The sequence below is a fragment of the Streptomyces sp. NPDC043427 genome, assembly GCF_056436655.1.
The window spans coordinates 124,918-143,436 of sequence record NZ_JBWKCC010000015.1; the positions used below are offsets into that span (position 1 = coordinate 124,918).

The 18,519-nt window shown below is 70.2% G+C and carries 14 protein-coding genes; 8 read left to right on the plus strand and 6 right to left on the minus strand.

Annotated features, from left to right (window positions below):
• Positions 1-169 precede the first annotated feature (169 nt).
• The gene (locus tag AC067M_RS23940; RefSeq protein ID WP_478699050.1) at positions 170-2,194 is read right to left on the minus strand and encodes a GDSL-type esterase/lipase family protein; all 2,025 of its coding nucleotides are present in this window, start codon (positions 2,192-2,194) and stop codon (positions 170-172) included.
• 250 nt (positions 2,195-2,444) lie between these two features.
• Positions 2,445-3,506, minus strand: a complete 1,062-nt coding sequence (locus tag AC067M_RS23945) for a glycoside hydrolase family 5 protein (RefSeq protein ID WP_478699051.1) — start codon at positions 3,504-3,506, stop codon at positions 2,445-2,447.
• Positions 3,507-3,781: 275 nt separating this feature from the next.
• Here AC067M_RS23945 and AC067M_RS23950 point away from each other — a divergent pair, with 275 nt between their 5' ends.
• Positions 3,782-5,038 (plus strand): MFS transporter, encoded by a 1,257-nt coding sequence (locus AC067M_RS23950; protein ID WP_478699052.1) that lies wholly within the window; start codon positions 3,782-3,784, stop codon positions 5,036-5,038.
• 96 nt (positions 5,039-5,134) lie between these two features.
• On the opposite strand, the gene AC067M_RS23955 is transcribed toward AC067M_RS23950, so the two are convergent.
• Complete coding sequence (locus AC067M_RS23955; protein WP_478699053.1) at positions 5,135-7,354, minus strand: endonuclease; 2,220 nt, start codon at positions 7,352-7,354, stop codon at positions 5,135-5,137.
• A 99-nt stretch (positions 7,355-7,453) separates the two neighbouring features.
• Here AC067M_RS23955 and AC067M_RS23960 point away from each other — a divergent pair, with 99 nt between their 5' ends.
• Both AC067M_RS23960 and AC067M_RS23965 read left to right on the plus strand, forming a co-directional pair.
• Positions 7,454-7,885: a LysM peptidoglycan-binding domain-containing protein gene (locus AC067M_RS23960; protein WP_478699054.1), complete on the plus strand. Its 432-nt coding sequence runs from the start codon at positions 7,454-7,456 to the stop codon at positions 7,883-7,885.
• Positions 7,886-8,287: 402 nt separating this feature from the next.
• The gene (locus AC067M_RS23965; RefSeq protein WP_478699055.1) at positions 8,288-9,010 is read left to right on the plus strand and encodes a hypothetical protein; all 723 of its coding nucleotides are present in this window, start codon (positions 8,288-8,290) and stop codon (positions 9,008-9,010) included.
• Positions 9,011-9,169: 159 nt separating this feature from the next.
• Here the strand turns inward: AC067M_RS23965 and AC067M_RS23970 are convergent, their stop codons facing one another.
• Positions 9,170-10,072, minus strand: coding sequence for a LysR substrate-binding domain-containing protein (locus AC067M_RS23970; RefSeq protein WP_478699056.1), 903 nt, complete (start codon positions 10,070-10,072; stop codon positions 9,170-9,172).
• 110 nt (positions 10,073-10,182) lie between these two features.
• Here AC067M_RS23970 and AC067M_RS23975 point away from each other — a divergent pair, with 110 nt between their 5' ends.
• From AC067M_RS23975 to AC067M_RS23995, 5 genes are all read left to right on the plus strand, one after another.
• Positions 10,183-11,376, plus strand: a complete 1,194-nt coding sequence (locus tag AC067M_RS23975) for a four-carbon acid sugar kinase family protein (protein WP_478699057.1) — start codon at positions 10,183-10,185, stop codon at positions 11,374-11,376.
• Positions 11,373-12,362: a 4-hydroxythreonine-4-phosphate dehydrogenase PdxA gene (pdxA, locus tag AC067M_RS23980; protein WP_478699058.1), complete on the plus strand. Its 990-nt coding sequence runs from the start codon at positions 11,373-11,375 to the stop codon at positions 12,360-12,362. Before AC067M_RS23975 ends, pdxA begins: the two co-directional genes overlap by 4 nt.
• Before the next feature lie 55 nt (positions 12,363-12,417).
• Positions 12,418-13,098: a HisA/HisF-related TIM barrel protein gene (locus AC067M_RS23985; RefSeq protein WP_478699059.1), complete on the plus strand. Its 681-nt coding sequence runs from the start codon at positions 12,418-12,420 to the stop codon at positions 13,096-13,098.
• Positions 13,099-13,560: 462 nt separating this feature from the next.
• Complete coding sequence (locus tag AC067M_RS23990) at positions 13,561-14,436, plus strand: universal stress protein (protein WP_478699060.1); 876 nt, start codon at positions 13,561-13,563, stop codon at positions 14,434-14,436.
• A gap of 57 nt (positions 14,437-14,493) precedes the next feature.
• Entirely contained in the window at positions 14,494-16,863 is a 2,370-nt protein-coding gene (locus AC067M_RS23995; RefSeq protein ID WP_478699061.1) for a glycoside hydrolase family 65 protein, read from the plus strand.
• 21 nt (positions 16,864-16,884) lie between these two features.
• On the opposite strand, the gene ppk2 is transcribed toward AC067M_RS23995, so the two are convergent.
• Both ppk2 and AC067M_RS24005 read right to left on the minus strand, forming a co-directional pair.
• A complete protein-coding gene (gene ppk2 / locus AC067M_RS24000; RefSeq protein WP_478699062.1) occupies positions 16,885-17,688 on the minus strand; it encodes a polyphosphate kinase 2 in 804 nt (267 codons plus the stop codon).
• 77 nt (positions 17,689-17,765) lie between these two features.
• Positions 17,766-18,269 carry a flavodoxin domain-containing protein gene (locus AC067M_RS24005; RefSeq protein ID WP_478699063.1) on the minus strand — a complete coding sequence of 168 codons (504 nt, stop codon included), beginning with the start codon at positions 18,267-18,269 and terminating at the stop codon, positions 17,766-17,768.
• Positions 18,270-18,519 lie beyond the last annotated feature (250 nt).

The window sequence follows — 18,519 nt, forward strand, 5'->3', positions numbered from 1 at the left end:
CGCACCGGCCGCGCGGGCTCGCGGCGGGCCCGCGGCGGCGGGTGCCTCTGCTTCCATCGTGCGCCTCGGACGACGTGACGGCGAGCCCGGAAGCAGTTGACGGCGCAACAGGTGAAGGAACAACGGGCGGGCCGGGCGAGGTGACCGGCCCACCCGCTCCGCGGTTCCCTCAGCCGCCGATCCTCGCCGCGACGATCGGTGCCAGGCGGTTCGCGATGGCGCGGTGGCCCTGGTCGTTGGGGTGCACCGAGTCCGTGAGGTCGCCGGAGCCCAGCCAGCCGGTGGTGTCGACGAACGAGATCCGGGAGTCGCCGCCGTCGACGGCCGCCCTGACCGCCGCCTCCGTCTGCGGGACATACCGTCCGCGGAAGGTCTCCAGCGCGAAGATCCACGCCTGCGGATGGGCGGCGCGGACCTTGCGCAGCAGACTCGTGTACGCCGCCTGGAACTGCGTGGAGCTGACCTGGTGGCCGACGTCGTTGGTGCCGAGGTTGATGACGACGGCGTCCGCCCGGTAGCGGGCGAAGTCCCAGTCGGGCGTGGCCGCGTTCGGGTTGAGTTTGCCGTACTGCCGCTCCAGGCCCACGCATCCGTCGGCCGCCGCGACCAGACAGGCGCCGCCCTGGGCGATCTGGGTGTGCTCGGTACCGAGCCGTTCGCCGATCAGCCAGCCGTACGCCGTGCGTGCGTTCTGCGAGGTCGTCGTTCCCACGGTGATCGAGTCCCCGACGAACTCGACCAGCCGGCCGGGGGCCTGCGGGGCGAACGTCGTCGCGCCGCCGTCGAGGACCAGCCCCTGGAAGACGGCGTCGCCGCGGTACGAACCGGCGATCACCTGGTAGTTGACCTGGAGGGTGTGGTTGCCCGCGGACAAGGGGGACGGTGTCAGGTTCACCGTCCCCTTGACGTCGTCGTGGAAGGTCACGGGCCCGTTGTCGATGCGGGCCCAGAGGTCGATCGTGGCCCGCTGCTTCAGCTTGACGGTCCGGCCGGTGAAGCCGACCCGGTAGTACGCGCCCGCCCAGTAGGGGGTGTAGGCGGTGCTGGAGCTGCGGGTGTCCCAGCGGCCGACGAACTTGATGTTGGGGTCGCCGGGTTGGCCGGGGGCGACGGCCTCCGCGGACCGGGCGGCGCTGCCGCCGAGCCGGGCGGCGATGACGGGGGCGAGACGGCTCGCGAACTTGGTGTGGCCCGCCTCGTTGGGGTGGCCGTTGCCGTCCTCGTAGTCGGTGCCGTCGGTGAGCCAGCCCGAGGTGTCGACGTAGTGCACCTTCGTGTCACCGGCGTTGGCGCGGGCACTGACCGCCGCCCTGGTCTCGGCGACGTACCGCTTCTTGAGCGTCTGCACCGCGAAGAGCTGCGCGTTCGGGTAGATGGCGCGCAGGTCGCCGAGGAACTTGGTGTACGCCGCCTGGAACTGCGGGGAGCTGACTGCGTGGCCGATGTCGTTGGTGCCGAGGTTGACGACGACCGCGTCCGCCCGGTAGCGGGAGAAGTCCCAGTCCTGACCGCCCGTACTGGCCGTCTTGAAGAACTGGCTGCCCAGACCCGTGCACCCGGACCGGGCGACGAGGCAGTAGCCGGAGCGGGCGATCTGGGTGTGGCGCGCGCCCAGTTGCTCGCCGGTCTTCCAGGCGTACGAGTCGAGTGCCAGCCGTTCGGTGAGGGCGCCAGCGGTGATGGAGTCGCCGACGAACTCGACGAGCCTGGCCGGTGAGTTGGGGCTGACCGTGCGGGCGCCGGGGTCCAATACCAGGCCCTGGAAGACCGTGTCGCCGGAGCGGTAGGAGATGCGCAGCGTGTGGGTGCCGGGGGAGAGGGGGCGGGGCGTGAGGTTCACCGTGCCGCGCACGCTCGCGTGGAACGCGTCGGGGCCCCCGTCGATGCTCACGTACAGGTTGACCGCGTCCCTGGCCCTGACCTTCACGGTGGTACCGGTGAAGGCCGTCTGCAGATACGCCCCGGTCCAGGAGGGCACCGCCGCGGTTCCCGTGCCGGTGTCCCACCGACCGACGTAGACGATGTTGGGATCCGACACCGAGCCGTCCCCGGGCGCGGCCTGCGCGGCCTGCGCGGCCTGCGCGGGCGAGCCGCCCGCGAAGGACAACAGGCAGGCGATGAGAACGGCCGTGAGCAGGGCCGGGAGCGAGCGTCTGACGGGGCGTAAGGAGGTGCCGTGGGGGGTGATCTGCATGGGGATCCCTTTCGCGTGAGGGTTGGGAGCGCTCCCATGGGCAGCCTTTCGAGAGAAGCAATGAAACGGTTGAGCGTCAAGACAGGGCGTGGGGCAGGAGCAGGGCCTGTCGTTCGGATCAGGTCGCAGGGCAGCGACGGGTCTGTTCGACCCCGCGTCCATGGCGTGATCCAAACGACAGGCCCTGGGTTGGTGCGGCCGGCCAGGGGGCTGCGCGACATGCAGCTCCCGTCCGCGCACCGGCGGTCGATCAGCGCTGTACCGGCTTGCCACGGCCCCAGGCCCAGGCGAGGCGGTCGGCGCCGGACTGGTTGGTGGTGGCCAGCCAGGGGCGGTTGGGGTCGCCGACCAGGGTCTGCAGCGAGTACGTGTCGTCGGTGCGCAGGCCCGGCCAGTAGACGGAGCCCATCTTGAGCTCGCGGAAGGTGTCCGTGACGGCCTGGACGTAGTTGATGAAGTTGTTGGAGGCGTCCGGCTTGTTGTAGTCGAAGCCGGTGGTCATCGGGGCGCCGAACTCGTCCGCGACGGTCCGGCCCGCGCAGTCGCCGATGCGCACCTTGAGGTCGGACACCCACTGGTCGTAGGTGGCGTAGTCCTTCCAGAACCCGTAGTGGTGCAGGGACAGGTAAGTGCCCTTCAGGCGCGGGTCGGCGCAGACCGAGGTGACGTGGTCGTTGTAGCCGGCGCCGCTGACGAAGACACGGTTGCGCGGGACCGCCGGGTAGGTCGACAGCCATTTGGCGGCGATGTCGGCCCACTGGGCGTCGGTGTAGCCGTGCGGCTCGTTCATCGGCTCGAAGTAGACGCGCTTGTCGTCCTTGTACGCCTTGACGACGGTCTTCCACATCGGCCAGTAGGTGGCCTCGTCGTCGATGAAGCCGTCCTTGCGGTCTCCCGTCCCCTCCCAGTAGGAGAGGATGACCTTGAAGCCTCTGTCCGACGCCGCGTCGATGACTCCGCGGTAGGACTTCCAGTAGGAGCCGTTGACCGTATACGGGTTGATGGGCAGTCGGACGGTGTTGGCGCCGAGGTTGGCGCGGAACGCGGAGATGATCCGGCTGGCCTTGGCGTACGTCTGGGCGTAGCTGTCGGTGGTCGACAGGCCGGACAGCTGGAGGTAGTCGTCGGCGAAGTTGTCGCGCGGGTCCGCCCAGTTGACGCCCTTGAACTGGGTCGGGTCCAGGCTCGGCGCGGCGGCGGGGCTGCCGGCGAGGGTGGTGCCGCTGATCGCGGCGATCGCGACGGCCACGAAGGCGGCGCGCAGTCGGGGAGTGAAGCGGTTGCTGCGATTGCTGTCAGGTGCTGTGCGCATCGGCTTGCTCTTTCGGGGGATGGCGGCTCGGTGCTTGGCGGAGCCTGCGCGTGGCTGAGCGACTGCTGGTAGTAAGCGTTTGCGGTGCGGGGGCGTCGGCATCGTGGCAGCCGTCACAGTGATCGTCAAGGTCCCCATGCGTAACGGCACCCGCCATGGAGCCGTGCCGAGCGGGTGTCGACTTTTGTTCAATCGTGGGGCGTGCTTTGCCGCCTCTTCGTTGTCCACCGCACCTCGCGCGCCTAGCGTCACCTGCGGACTTCGGGAGGACTGGCATGCTGAAGACCGTCAAAGAGCAGGCGTCGGGTCTCACCAAGGACCAGCGCAACGCCTTCGTCGCCGCCTACCTGGGCTGGGCGATGGACGCCTTCGACTACTTCCTCGTGGTGCTCGTCTACAGCGAGATCGCCGACGACTTCCACGTCTCTCTCACCGACATGGCCTTCCTCACCACCGTCACCTTGGTGATGCGGCCGGTCGGTGCGCTGGTCTTCGGCATGTGGGCGGACCGCCGTGGCCGCCGCGTCCCGCTCATGGTCGACGTCGTCTTCTACTCGATCGTCGGCTTCGCCTGCGCCTTCGCCCCGAACTACACCGTGCTGCTGGTGCTGCGCCTGCTGTACGGCATCGGGATGGGCGGCGAGTGGGGCCTGGGCGCGGCGCTGGCCATGGAGAAGATCCCGGCCGCCCGGCGCGGGTTCTGGTCCGGCCTGCTGCAGAGCGGCTACTCGCTGGGGTATCTCCTCGCCGCCGTGGCGTTCTTCGTCATCGAGCCCGTCTTCGGCTGGCGCGGGCTGTTCGCCTTCAGTCTCGTGCCCGCCCTGGTCGCGCTGTGGGTGCGCAGCCGGGTGGAGGAGAGCGAGGTGTGGGAGAAGAGCGTCCGGCTCAACCGCACCCCCGCGTACAAGGTGTTCAGGAACCCGGCGGTACTGCGGCGCTTCGTGTACCTGGTCGCGCTGATGACCGCCTTCAACTGGATGTCGCACGGTACGCAGGACATCTACCCGACCTTCATCAAGAAGGGCCTGGGCCTGTCGCCGGACACCGCGATCGCCATCGCCGTGGTCTACAACATCGGCGCCATCATCGGCGGTGTGCTGCTCGGCGCGTACTCCGAGAGGCTGGGCCGCCGTCGGACCATCATGGTCGCGGCGGCCGCGGGTCTGGTCGTGGTGCCCTTCTTCGCGCTGTCCAGCACGGTCGGCTGGCTGATGCTCTCCTCCTTCCTGATGCAGGTGTGCGTCCAGGGGGCCTGGGGTGTCATCCCGGCGCACCTGACCGAGATGAGCCCGGACGCCATCCGGGGCTTCTACCCGGGCGTGACCTACCAGCTCGGCAATCTGATCGCCGCCCTCAACCTGCCCCTCCAGGAGGCCATCGCCGAACGCCACGGCTACCCCTCGGCGATGGCCTGGACGGTGCTGCCCACCCTGGCCGTCGTCATCGTGCTCAGTGCGATCGGCACGGAGGCCAAGGGAGTCCGCTTCGGCACCACCGGCACCCGGACCCCGAGTGCCGCTGCGGGAAGGTGAGCCGGTCACAGCACCAGGGTTTCACCAACCGCGTCCGGGCCGCCCTCCTGGTCCACGACGTGGGCCTGGGCTGTCTGACCCCGCCCCCGAACGAGGTCAGGGCCAGACGCCGGAGAAGTCGATGCGCTGAGCCCACTCCGGGTGGTCTATCAGGGGGTTGCGGTCACCCTGGATCTCGGCGATCGCCGCGTTGCGGTGCAGTTCGTACTCGTTCACGGGCTCATTCGCGTGCCAGTCCAGGAGGACGGGCAGCCGTTCCTCGGGGAACTCGTCCGTCTCGTCACCGACGAGCTTGGGGTAGCGCAACAGGAAGTACAGGGTGGCTCTCGCGACGGCCCCCCTGCTGTGCTCGGGCTCGAACCCTCCCGGCTCGCGCATGCCGCAGTCCTCCCGCACGGTTTCCTGGAAACCGGGGAAGTCCATGTACGGGATGCTGGCGCGGAAGGTGTTGCACTCCGGCTCACACGCGAACAGATGGTGCAGGTCGCCCCGCATGGGCTCCCGGTGCTCGAACCAGGACTGTGGGACGACGTGTTCGCAGTTGTACGGCCGCGACGCCTCCAGCGCGTCCAGTTCCGCGGCGAGTTCGGCCGGGCCCGTCGCGCTCTCCCGCAGCAGGAACTCCCGCATGCTGTTGAGTCGGGCCGCCTCGGTGGCGGCGTCGGCGCGGATGAGTTCCTCCGCGGTGAAGGTCTTGCCGGAGTAGACGCTGCGCAGGAGCCGGTCGGGGTGCAGGTCGACCCACGGGTAGAGCATCCGTGCGGGCTTGTACGAGGGGCGGGGCTCGTGGGTCTCCTCCAGCAGGCGCGTCAACGCACGTCGCAGCGCGTCTCCCTGGGCGCCGTCGTCGATGCCCGCGTAGTAGGCGTCTCGTGCGGCGTGGTCGGCGTCCCGGTCGTAGTAGACGCGTTCCTCCCCGAGCCGGAGGTTGCGCAGGGCCGCCTGCAGATCCCGTTCGGCGGCGTCGGTGACGGAGCCGCCGTCGACGTGCGGGGCGACGGCCGTCGCGCCGACCGAGGGCGGGCCAGTGGGGGAGGCGCCCGGGGTGGGCTGTTCGGGAGTCGGCAGATCGAGGTCGACGGTGATCCGCAGCGGCACGGTCACGCCCACCGCGCCCCGCGAGGTGGCCTGAGCCAGACCGTTCGGTGTCGACCCGTCCACTGCCGTGCCCGAGGTGCCGACTGCCGTGCCCGCACGCGCGGTTGTCTGCGGCACGCCCTCGCCCGCCCTCGGTGCGGCCGGCGCCGGTGGCTTGAACAACTCGTCCCGCAGCCGGGCCGCCGTCCCGGTCAGCGTGAGCCGGGTCAGCGCCTCCAGTACGCGGCTGATGCGCACCCCCTCGTTCGCCTTCCACGCCAGCCGGTGTTCGTCCATCCCCCGCCGCCAGACCGTTCCGTCGGTGGCCAGGAGACGGCCTTCGCCGTCGGTCTTCGGCACCGCCGAGTGGTGCAGGGCGACCACCTCCCACTGGTCGTTGAAGACGGGGGAGCCCGAGGAGCCCGGTGCGGTGTCGGTCTCGTAGTGGATGAACTGGTCCAGCAGATCGATGATCTGGTTCTCGCGCAGCGCGAGCTGCTTGGGCTCACCGTTGGGGTGCTGAATGATGTTGACGAATTCCCCGAGGATGGCCTTGCCCTGAGTCGCGTCGACCGGCAGCCAGTTGAAGTCGGCGAGCCGCGCGCCCTGCTGGCCGAGCCCGGCCACGGCGACCACGCTGAAGTCCAGGTCGGGGTCGGTCGCGAAGAACCGCTGGGGCTCGAGCGCGAAGGCCACCGCGCCCAGCGGAAGTCCGTCGAGACCCGCCTGGAAGTTGAACTCGACGACGGCGTGGCCCGCTTCCTCGGCGCTGCGCAGCACGTGGTTGTTGGTCATCAACAAGGAGGGCGACACCATGAATCCGGTGCCGTGAAGTCCGCCCGCGGGCCCCGCGACGGTCACCCGCCCTATCGACCTGGCCGCCAGATAGCCTCCCTCGAGGAACGCGACTCCGGTGAGATCGTTACGTCCCATCAGGCGTTCCAGGCCGAGCACATCGGCGCCGAAGGTCTCCGGTGCCAGCGGCAGGGTGCTCCCCGTCGACGCGGACGGCTCCGTCGGTGTCTTCTCGATCGATCTGACGAGGGACCAGTCGGCGTTCAGCCGCGCCAGTCGCTTCTTGACCCGATCGGGGTCGTCGGCATAAAGCACGCCCCGCCGCTCAATGGTCCTGCGGGTTTCCTCGCGTTGGGCGGTGCGGCTCTCGAAGCGCTCACCGGCTTTCTCCAGCTGCGCCAGGTATTCCGTTCCTGTCTCCGAAACGCGTTCTCCGGTAATCATGAACGCCTCCGACATCGGTCGTCGGTTCAATTGTCACCTGGTCAATCAGGAATCCGCCTCCCACATGCGCGAAATGACGGTTCCGCCTACCATAAAAACATGGGAACAGAAGACATGTACTACGTAGTCAAGACAGGCGACACGTTGTGGGACCTGGCCAACAGGTACGGAACAACGGTCGAGGAACTTCAGGCGTGGAACGGAATCCGCGACCCGAACGTCATCAGGGTCGGCCAACGGCTGATCGTCAGGAAAGACAGCTCCAACTACATTCCCTTCCCGGGATCGGCGTGGTTCAAGACACTGCCGGAAAGCCCCATCATCCACGAAATGGGAATTCGTCTGATACAGGAGGGCTGTTCCGCGTACGGCCACACGGGCCCCTCGTACCAGTGGAACGCGCAGCACCGTGACTCCTACGCCAAGTGGCAGCGGAAGCTCCATTTCACGGGTGCGGACGCGGACGGCTGGCCGGGTGAGAAGTCCTGGACCAAACTCAAGGTCCCCTACCCCAGCGAGATCTTCGCGTAGTCGCGTAGCCACACGACTCGTGCGGCTCGTCAACAAGCCGATTCGCAGACGCCCTTGGGCGAGGCGGCCCCGTGCTACTCCTCGAGGTGGCCGTCCTGCGGGTCGGCTTGCCGAGTGCCCAGAACAGCACGCCGACCCGGCGAGGGGGGCGGCCTCCGTCAGCAGGTACGTCCAGCGCTCACCGTAACTCCGGTCCTCCGGCGCGTAGTCGGAGCCGAACCAGTGGTCGCCGAGCCCCGGGGCGACCAGCTGCACACAGGCGAACAGGACGAGCAGGGTGAGCACCACGCTGATGGTGCGGGGGAGCGGTCGTTCGTGCCCGAGTCCTGACATCATTTCGCCGTGGGTCCGGTGAGCCCTGCCGGGCCCTCGCCGCACGGGGCCTGTGCTGGACTTGGCCGTATGGAAGCGCGTGTGGTCGGAGTCGACGTCGGTTCGGTGGCGCTGGGCAGGTTCGCGTGGGCCGCTCTCGACACGCCGGAGCCGGCTCTCGTCGGACAGGGTGCCGACCCCGAGTCGGCGGTCCAGGCCGTGATCGCCCGCCTGGCCTCCGGCGGTCGGGCCGCGCTCGTTCTGGAGGCGCCCATGTCGGTGCCCGTCCCCGCGACCGACAGCGCGGACGCCTGGGAACAGCTCGGCCGGGCTCGGACCGGCGAGGGGAACCGCCCGTGGTCGGCGGGCGCCGGTGCCGGTGTGCTGGCCACCGGGGTGGCGCAGGCCGCGTGGATGACGGCCCGCCTCGCCGAGCTCCTCCCCGGCACGACGGCGACCACGCGGCCGGACCGGTGGGCGGCGCCCCACGGCCCGCGGCTGCTTCTCGCGGAGGCTCTGGTGTCCGGCACGGGCAAACCCGTACCGACGGCCGGTGGACCACACGCGGCCGACGCGGAGGCCGCCGCCCGCGCCCTCGCCGAACGCCTGTCGGACCTGCCGTTCCCCTCCGACGTACGCTGCGCCCCGCACCGCCCCATGAACCTGCTCGCCGCGTGCGCGCTGTGGGCGGGACTGGAGATACCGCCCGACGAGCTCCGCTCGGATGTTCTGGTGCTGCGCGCTCGCCCGGCGCGCGCGGTTCCCGGGCCCGACGATGAGGGGGCCTCCGGCAAACGGGGCGGGGAGGGTTAGCCGGAGGCCGCGTTTGTGCCGACAGCTGTCTGGTATGTGGCGCTTTGCGTAAGGAGGCGAACACCGCCGCCACGGGGGTGGAGCAGTGACGACGTGGTGGAGGCGGCGGTGTGGGCTGTTGGCAACCGCGTCGGCCCTGGTTTCGGAGCAGTCCGCCGGTCACGCCTGGTCGGAATCGGTTTCGAGCCGGCTCGTCTGGGCCCGCAGCCATGCCGTCAGCCGGCGGACGCGTACGTCCTGCTCGGGTGGGTGACGGCTGAGGAGGTGGTAGCTCGTGCCGTCGGGGACGAAACCGAAGGGTGCGACGAGTTGCCCCCGCTCCAAGTCGTCGCGGACGACGGCATACGGGGCGATCGCGACCCCGACGTCAGCCGCGGCAGCCTGGAGAGTCAAGTAGAAGTGCTCCAGGGTCTGCTGGGATGCGGGCTCTGCTTTCATGCCGGTGATGCGTCGCCAGTCGTCCCACGCCTGCGGCCGCGTACCGGTATGGAGAAGGGCTGCCCCCGTCAGGTCGGCGGCGCCGGTCAGGCGGGCCGCGAGATCGGGCCGGCAGACGGGTCCGATCCTCTCTGCGAACAAGCGGGTCCGGCTCACCTCTTCGGGAAACGGGAAGTCGTCTCGGCGGATCGCGAGATCGATGTTGTCCCGCTCGAAGAAGACGGGGCCACCGCCTGCGGACAGGTGGACGGTGACGTCCGGCACGTTCACGGCCAGATCGGGCAGCCGGGGAATGAGCCACCGCATCAGGAGTGTGGGCTCGCACGAGAGGGTGAGCGGTCCCGCGGGTGTGCGCTGTGAGATCTGCCGGGCGGCCGCATCGATCTGATCGAGTGCGTCTCTGACGACGGCCGCCAGCTGGCGCGCCTGCGGGGTCGGGCGCAGGGCGCGTGTCTGCCGCTCGAACAGTGATATCCCGAGGGACCGCTCCAGGTTCTGGACCTGTCGGCTCACCGCGCCGTGCGTCACATGCAGCTCCTGCGCCGCCGCGGTCATGCTCGCGTGCCGGACGGTCGCTTCGAAAGGCAGCAGAGTATTCAGAGGAGGCAGACCCGACCAGCGCATACGTGAATTTTACTCACAGGTCTCGTGAGAATGAATCGCTTGTCCAGCTCTTTTCCCTGAACAACTATTGATCCATTCACGGGAAATGCTGACCGACGGAGAGGTGGGGCATGACATTCCGCAGCGACGAGCGGTCGGGCATCGCCATCCTGGCGGATGACCTCACCAGCGCCGGGGACGGTGCCGCGCCGTTCCGCCGGGCCGGCCACGACGCCCGAATCCTGCTCTCCACCCCGGCAGCGGTGCCGCAGCACGCCATGGGCGTGACCGCGGTCGACCTTGGAAGCCGCGTACTGGACGAGGAGACCGCCGCTTCGCTTACGTGGCGGGCGGCGCGCCTGTTCGCCGACTCCGAGCTGCTCTTCAAAACGGTGGACTCCACCCTGCGCGGTCATGTCGCGGTCGAGGTCCGGGCCGCCTGGGCGGGATCGCGGCGGAGAGCCGCCATCATCGCCCCGGCCTTCCCGGCGGAGGGCAGGGTGACGGTGGAGGGAGTCCAGTACGTGCGGGGCGTGCCGGTCCACGAGAGTGACTTCGCACGCGACCCGGTACACCCCGTGCGGTGCTCGGACCTGGCGACGGTGTTCCCGGAGGCCGTTCTGGCAGGGCCGGGCCGGGCGGCCGAGCTGCCCGAACTGATCGGCAACGGTGACCTGATCGTCTACTCCGCAGCAGGTGACGACGACCTCGACCGTCTGGTGGCAGCGGTGCCGCGCCTCGACGACGTGCTGTGGGTCGGCTCCCCGGGGCTGGCGGCCGCCCTGGCCCGGAGGTGCGCACGCGCTGCCGGCAGCGCTGCTACGGTGCCTGCGCCCGCCCGACGCCCACTGATCGTCGTCGGCAGTGCCAACCCGGCGACACGGCGGCAGCTGGCCGCGCTCCGCGCCCGGGCGGATGTCCAAGGGATCACCGTCAGCGGCGATCCGGCCACGGCAGTGGAGACGCTGCGCGGCCTGACGGCCCCCGTCCTCACCCTCCAAACACCCGACGAACGCCGCGCGCCACAGACCGCGCGAGCACTCGCCCGCTCTCTGGCAGCAGTCGTCCGGGCTCTCGCCGAAGAGCACACGGTCGACGCGCTCATCGTCACCGGGGGAGAAACGGCCGCGACCGTGCTCCAGACCCTTGGTGCCACCGGCATCGGCCTGCTCGACGAACCCGAACCCGGCGTCGCCCGCGGAACGCTGCTCGGACAGCTCCCCCTCCCCGTGCTGATCAAGGCGGGCGGCTTCGGCGACGACGCCATGCTCCTGCGCCTGTGCCACCTCATCCGACATCCCCTCACCCCAGGAGAGCACGCATGACCCCGATCGCCATCACCATGGGCGACCCCTGCGGAATCGGCCCCGAGATCACCCTCAAGGCATGTGCCGATCCCCGGCGCGCCGTGCCCGTCGTCGTCATCGGCGACGTGGGCGTCCTCGCCCGCGCCGACCGGGTCGCCGGAACGCGCCTCACCCTTCGCCCCGTCGCATCCGTCGATCAGGCGGCGTTCGCGCCCGGCACGGTGGACGTCCTCACCGAGGACGGCCTTCCGGCCGACCTGCGCTGGGGCACGCTCGACGCCCGCGCGGGAGCGGCGTCCTTCCAGTACGTCCGCCGTGGTATCCAGCTCGCCCTGGCAGGCGAGGTACGGGCCCTGGTGACCGCGCCGATCAACAAGGAAGCACTGCGCATGTCCGGCGTCCCCTACCCCGGGCACACCGAGATCCTCGCCGACCTGTCCGGCACCAAGGACTACGCGATGATGATGGCCACCGACGAACTGCGGACCGTCCTGGTCACCGTGCACCAGTCCCTCCGTACCGCGATCGACGCGATCACCACCGCCCGCGAACTCGACATCATCCGCCTCACCCACCGCACACTCCAGCGCGGCGGCCTGCCCGCCCCGCGCATAGCCGTCGCCGGCCTCAACCCCCACGCAGGGGAGAACGGCCTGTTCGGCCGCGAGGACCTGGACATCATCACCCCCGCCATCCAGGCCGCGCAGAGCGAAGGCATCCAGGCCAGCGGACCCTGGCCCGCCGACACCGTCTTCATGCGAGCCCGCGCCGGAGCCTTCGACGCCGTGGTCGCCCAGTACCACGACCAGGGCCTCATCCCCGTCAAGTACCTCGGGATCGAACACGGCGTCAACATCACCATCGGCCTGCCCTTCGTCCGCACCAGCGTCGACCACGGCACCGCCTTCGACATCGCTGGTCTCGGCACGGCCGACCACACCAGCCTGCTCGCCGCCCTGACCCACGCCGACCGCCTGTCCTCAGGGGCACCGGCCCGCCCCTGACCACCGACTCACACCAACCCGGAACAAAAACCGGAACAGAAAGCCGAAGGACACCGTGGACTTCATCTTCATGCTCACCCGCGACGACCGCACCGTCACCGACTGCCTCGAGGTCCTCGACACCATCAAGGACCTCGGCATCACCCACATCGGATTCAAAGACATCGGCGTCGACCGCGACACCCTCGCCCAGCTCCACACCCGCATCAAGGACATGGGCGCCACCACCTACCTCGAAGTCGTCAGCACCGACCGGGACCAGGCCCTTGCCTCCGTACGGACAGCCACCGAACTCGGCGTCGACTGGCTGATGGGCGGTACCTGGATCAAGGAGACCCTCGATCTCCTGCAGGGCACGTCCATCGGCTACCTGCCCTTCGCCGGAGAACCCCTCGGGCACCCCACTCGCCTCGCCGGCGACCCGGACCGCATCGCCGACGACTGCCGACAGGCAGAAGCCGCCGGCTGCGCCGGCGTTGACCTCCTCGCCTATCGCGCCACCGACGCCGACCCCCTCGACCTGGTCCGCGCCGCCCGCGCCGCCACCACCGGCCGCCTGGTCATCGCCGGCTCCATCACCAGCACCGCCCAGATACAGGCACTCGCATCAGCCGGAGCCGACGCCTTCACCATCGGATCCGCCGCCTTCGACGGCTCCCTTCAGCCCCACGCAGGAACCATCCGATCCCAACTGGCCCCCGTGGTTGGCCTGTCAGGAACCAAGGATCAAGTGTGATTCGGCCGCCCTCGCATGGGACCCCGGGAGGTGTGGAGATCCGCACCGACACCGACACGGAGCGTTTCGCGGCGTCGACGCGGTCGCCGGCATGTCGCCGAACGCGACCCGGCAGTCCGGCGCAACGCGCCGCGGTGAACGTGACCCGGGAACACGGCCTCGACTTCCCAGCTGCCGCTGCGACAGGGCGCGGAGTGCGACGCAACCTGTCAAAACTTCTGACAGCAATACCGGTTTCCTGTTCCTTTCCTACGTGGCCCCGGCTTTGGCGTGAGCCGTCCAGACCTACGACAATGGGGCGAAGCACGGTCGACACCTCCCCGGATCGACCTCCGCGCCCAGCACGCCGGAACCCGCACCGTCGCGACCGCCCCTCCTGTCGGCCTCCCGGGAGTGGGACCGTAGGGGTGGGTCCCGTTGCCGCGCGAGACGCGGTGGGTCCGACGGAAGGCGGTGAGGACGATGGAGCTGCCCCTGGTCGTGGGCGTCGACGGCTCGGAACCGAGCCTCGTGGCGGTCGACTGGGCGGTGGACGAAGCCGCACGGAGGGGCGTGCCGCTGCGGCTGGTGCACGCCTCGCTCGGGGAACGCTACGAAGGCGCCGCGCCGCCCGACCGGGGGGAGCCCGGATCCGGACGCTGGACGCCCCAGAACATCGTCGGGGCCGCCGAGGAGCGCGCCCGGCGGCGCGACGCGGAGGTGAAGGCGACCTGCGAGTTGCTGGCCGAGGAAGCGGTCGCCGCCCTGTTGCACGCGGGCCGCAATGCCTCGGCCTTGGTGACGGGGGTGCGGGGCCATGGCCAGCTCAAGGGCCTGCTGCTCGGCTCGGTGTCCCTGACCGTGGCGGCCCGCGCCTCCTGCCCGGTGATCGTCGTCCGTGGCGACAAGGCGGGCCTGGCCGGAACCCACAACCGGATCGTGCTCGGCGTGGGCGACCCCGCCACGAGCGGCGAGGCCGTGCGCTTCGCCTTCGAGGAGGCGCAGGCGCGTGCGTGCGCGCTCGACGTCGTACGCGCATGGCGCAGCCCCGCACACCGGACCGCCGTACATCCTCTGGCGGCCGGCGACCCGGCGCACCAGCACGAGGCACGGGCGTCCGTCCTGATGGACACCGCGCTCCGCGACACCTTCGCCGACCACCCCGCGCTCCGGGTGAGCCGCTCGACGGTGGAAGGACCGGCCCGCAAGGTGCTCCTGCACCGGTCCGCCGCGGCGGACCTCCTGATCATCGGCGCCCGGCACCGGCACGGCCACTACGGCCTCCAGGTGGGCCGTGTGGCCCACACCCTGCTGCACCACGCCCAGTGCCCCGTGGCGGTCGTACCCCAGCGGGTCTGACCGCCTTCCGCCGGCCCGCACGTGGGTCGGGTGGGCGGTGAGGGGTACCCGGCAGGCGTGACGGCCCTGAGCTGGGCGTACGAGGCGTACGCGGCCGAGGAGGAGCGGCTGCGGGAGTCCCTGTGCACCCTGGGCAACGGCTGTTTCGCGACCCGTGGGGCCCTGCCCGAGTGCGCGGCGGACGAGGTGCACTACCCGGGCACGTACGCCGCCGGTGTCTACAACCGCCTGACCTCGAAGATCGCCGGACGGCTCGTCGAGAACGAGGACATGGTCAACCTGCCGAACTGGTTGCCGCTGCGCTTCCGCCCGCCCGGGCGGCGCTGGCTCACCCCGGACACGACGACGGTGCTGGAGCACCACCTGGTGCTGCACCTGTCCTCGGGACTGCTGGAGCGCCACACGCGCTACGACCTCGGCGAGGGACGTGCGCTGGCGGTGCGGCAGCAGCGGCTGGTGCACATGGGCGACCCCCATCTCGCGGCGCTGCGCACTCAGTTCACGGCCACGGGATGGTCCGGGGACCTGGACGTGGAGGCGGCCCTCGACGGCGGGGTGACCAACGCCGGGGTGGCGCGTTACCGCGAGCTGGACGGGAGCCACCTCACCCACGTGCACACCGGTGACGCCACGCCGGACACTGTGTGGCTGCGCTGCCGCACCCGCACCTCCGACATCCGCGTCGGCATGGCCGCCCGGCTCACGGCCGACGCGCCCCTCGCCTCCCGGCACACACATCCCCGTACCGTCCAACGACTGCGACTGCGCCTGGTGCCCGGACGCACCGCCACCGTCGACAAGTGCGTCGCCCTGCACACCTCCCACGACCCCGCGATCAGCGACCCCCTGGACGCCGCGATCGACCGGGTGGGCAACGCCCCGGGCTTCGACGACCTTCTTCAGTCGCACCGCATCGCCTGGGAGCAGCTGTGGCGCAGAGCCGAACTGGAGGTGCCGGGTGAGGCGGGCGGCATCCTGCGGCTGCACCTCTTCCACGTCCTGCAGACCCTCTCCCCGCACACCGCCGACCTCGACGTCGGCGTGCCCGCGCGGGGCCTGCACGGCGAGGCCTACCGCGGTCACGTGTTCTGGGACGAGCTGTTCGTCCTGCCCTACCTCAACCTGCACTTCCCGGAGGTCTCCCGCGCCCTGCTGCACTACCGGCACCGCCGCCTGAGCACGGCCTGCTCCGCCGCCCACGCGCTCGGCCGACGCGGTGCGCTGTACCCCTGGCAGAGCGGCAGCGACGGCCGTGAGGAGACCCAGCTGCTGCACCTCAACCCGCGCTCCGGACGCTGGCTGCCCGACCACTCCCACCTCCAGCACCACGTCGGCTCGGCGATCGCGTACAACGTGTGGCAGTACTGCGAGGCCGCCGGGGACACCGAGTTCCTGCACACCGAGGGCGCCGAGATGCTGCTGCAGATCGCCCGCTTCTGGGCGGACTCGGCCGTCTACGACGAGCAGCTCGGCCGGCACCGCATCCGCGGGGTCGTCGGCCCCGACGAGTACCACGAGGCCTACCCCTGGGCGACACGGCCCGGCCTCGACGACAACGCGTACACCAACGTCACGGCCGCCTGGGTGCTGGCCCGCACCCTCGAACTGCTCGACGCGCTCCCCGCGCCGCGCCGCCAGGAGCTCGTCGAGCGCACCGGGCTCGACGGCGGCGAACTCCAGCGGTGGCAGGAGGTCTCCCGCACCCTCCACGTCCCCTTCCACGACGGTGTCATCAGCCAGTTCGAGGGCTACGGCAGGCTGGCCGAGCTCGACTGGGACGACTACCGCGGGCGGTACCACGACATCCGGCGCCTCGACCGGATCCTGGAGGCCGAGGGCGACACCGTCAACCGCTACCAGGCGTCCAAGCAGGCCGACGTGCTGATGCTCGGCCAGCTCTTCTCACCCGCGGAACTGCACTCCCTCTTCGGCCGGTTGGGATACCGGCTGGACGAGGAGACGTGGCGGCGCACCGCCGACTACTACCTCGCCCGCACCAGCCACGGCTCCACCCTCAGCGGTCTCGTGCACGGCTGGGTCCTCGCCCGGGCCCGTCCCGCCGAGGCGTGGAGGTTCTGCCAGGAGGCACTGCGGGGCGACATCGCCGACCTGCAGGGCGGCACCACGGGCGAGGGCATCCACCTCGGAGCCATGGCCGGCACCCTCGACCTGGTGCAGCGCGGCCTCACCGGCCTGCAGACCCGCAGGGGCGCCCTCTGGCTGGACCCCGCGCCCCTGCCCGAGCTGTCCTCCTACCGCTTCGCGCTCCACTACCAGGGCCACTGGGGCGTACGCCTGCGCATGGAACGCGAGCACCTCGAGATCGCCGTACCGCCCTCCGACCTGCCGCCCATCGACGTACGGCTCCCGGACCGCGAGGTCAGTGTGCGGCCGGGCGAGACGTGCCGGCTGGTTCTCCCGGAGTGAGACCCACGATCCCGTACGCCGTCACAGTCTCGTCGTGTGGTCGGGGACGTAGGTCTGCAGATCGCGTGGCGGGCGCTGGTAGCCGGTGGACGGGGGCCGCTCGGGGAGCTCCAGTACGGGAGGCGGCACCTCGTGGTACGGCACGGAGTCCAGGAGGTGCGTGATCATGTTAAGCCGGGCCCGGCGCTTGTCGTCGCTCTCGACGACGAACCACGGTGCTTCGGCGATGTCGGTGTGCACCTGCATCTCGTCCTTGGCGCGGGAGTAGGCCTCCCAGTGGGTGATGGACTCCAGGTCCATCGGCGACAGCTTCCAGCGCCTCAGGGGGTCCTCCAACCGACGCCGGAAACGTTCCTGCTGCTCGGTGTCGCTCACCGAGAACCAGTACTTGCGCAGCAGGATGCCGTCCTCGACCAGCATCCGTTCGAAAATCGGGCACTGACGCAGGAAGCGCTGATATTCCTCCTTCGTGCAGAAGCCCATCACATGCTCGACGCCGGCCCGGTTGTACCAGCTGCGGTCGAACAGCACGATCTCCCCGGCCGCCGGCAGATGCGCGATGTACCGCTGGAAGTACCACTGGCCGCGTTCCCGCTCGGTCGGCTTCGGCAGCGCCGCGATCCGGGCGACGCGGGGGTTGAGGTGCTCGGCGATCCGCTGGATGGTGCCGCCCTTGCCGGCCGCGTCCCGCCCCTCGAAGATCACGATCAGCCGGGCGCCCTCCGCCCGCACCCATTCCTGGAGCTTCACCAGCTCCGTCTGAAGGCGCAGCAGTTCCTTCTCGTACGTCTTGCGCGGCAGCTTCTCCGCGTTCTTGTCGGCCATGCCGCCTCCTCGGTCCGCCACGGCGTTCGGCATCCGTGCTAGCACCGTACTGTTCGACCGGAGCCACGGCCTCTCGGTCAGACGTCGGGGCCCTTGAGGTCCCGGGCCACCACGGCCGCCCAGGCGGCGATCTGCTCGAAGTCGCGGAAGTCACCGCCCTTTCCGGAGTTGACGATCATCCGGGCGACGCGCCCCTTGACCTCACCCTCCAGGCGCCCGCCGAACGTGATGTGCCCCCGTGCGTCGGTACGGTTCACCACGTGCCGCACCCTGGGCGCCGGAGGGATGTCCCGTTCGGACGCCGAGGGATCCAGCGGACCGCTGCTGAACAGCCACACAGGGCGCTCCGCCAGGGCCCTGCGGTGACGCCGCGCGAAGCGGCGGGCGTCGCGCTGCCAGCGGCCCGCGTACAGTCCGCCGCCGAGCACGACCGCGTCGTACGGCGCGATGTCGGTGACGTGCGCGGCGGACCGCACGTCCACCGTCAGCCCTTCTTTGCTCAGGACCTCACCGACGCGCTCGGCGATCTCGGCCGTCGAGCCGTTGGTCGATCCGTAGGCCACCAGCACCGTCTCGTTCATGACGGGTGCACCTCCTCACCGCGTGCGCACCTGGTTCCAGTCCACCACTTGGAACCCGCACCTGCAGGAAGGGCGTCTGACCAGGGCAGAAGCCCGGCAGGCGCCCTTCGCGAGGGACGGCCGGAAGGGCGGGAGAACGGCCGGCCGCCACTCGGCGTTGTCACCGGTGGTGCGGCGACGTCAGGCAGTGCTGCCTGAGGAGCTCCTTTCCGGCCATGAGAGCCATGTGCGCTTGCTGGGTGCGCGCTGT

What these genes read in the sequence shown, in the direction of transcription:
- AC067M_RS24005 (WP_478699063.1), bottom strand. Translation starts at nt 18,269, where the DNA reads ATGAACGAGACGGTGCTGGTGGCCTACGGATCGACCAACGGCTCGACG.
- AC067M_RS23955 (WP_478699053.1), bottom strand. Translation starts at nt 7,354, where the DNA reads ATGATTACCGGAGAACGCGTTTCGGAGACAGGAACGGAATACCTGGCG.
- AC067M_RS23940 (WP_478699050.1), bottom strand. Translation starts at nt 2,194, where the DNA reads ATGCAGATCACCCCCCACGGCACCTCCTTACGCCCCGTCAGACGCTCG.
- AC067M_RS23990 (WP_478699060.1), top strand. Translation starts at nt 13,561, where the DNA reads ATGGAGCTGCCCCTGGTCGTGGGCGTCGACGGCTCGGAACCGAGCCTC.
- AC067M_RS23950 (WP_478699052.1), top strand. Translation starts at nt 3,782, where the DNA reads ATGCTGAAGACCGTCAAAGAGCAGGCGTCGGGTCTCACCAAGGACCAG.
- AC067M_RS23945 (WP_478699051.1), bottom strand. Translation starts at nt 3,506, where the DNA reads ATGCGCACAGCACCTGACAGCAATCGCAGCAACCGCTTCACTCCCCGA.
- AC067M_RS23970 (WP_478699056.1), bottom strand. Translation starts at nt 10,072, where the DNA reads ATGCGCTGGTCGGGTCTGCCTCCTCTGAATACTCTGCTGCCTTTCGAA.
- pdxA (WP_478699058.1), top strand. Translation starts at nt 11,373, where the DNA reads ATGACCCCGATCGCCATCACCATGGGCGACCCCTGCGGAATCGGCCCC.
- ppk2 (WP_478699062.1), bottom strand. Translation starts at nt 17,688, where the DNA reads ATGGCCGACAAGAACGCGGAGAAGCTGCCGCGCAAGACGTACGAGAAG.
- AC067M_RS23960 (WP_478699054.1), top strand. Translation starts at nt 7,454, where the DNA reads ATGGGAACAGAAGACATGTACTACGTAGTCAAGACAGGCGACACGTTG.
- AC067M_RS23975 (WP_478699057.1), top strand. Translation starts at nt 10,183, where the DNA reads ATGACATTCCGCAGCGACGAGCGGTCGGGCATCGCCATCCTGGCGGAT.
- AC067M_RS23965 (WP_478699055.1), top strand. Translation starts at nt 8,288, where the DNA reads ATGGAAGCGCGTGTGGTCGGAGTCGACGTCGGTTCGGTGGCGCTGGGC.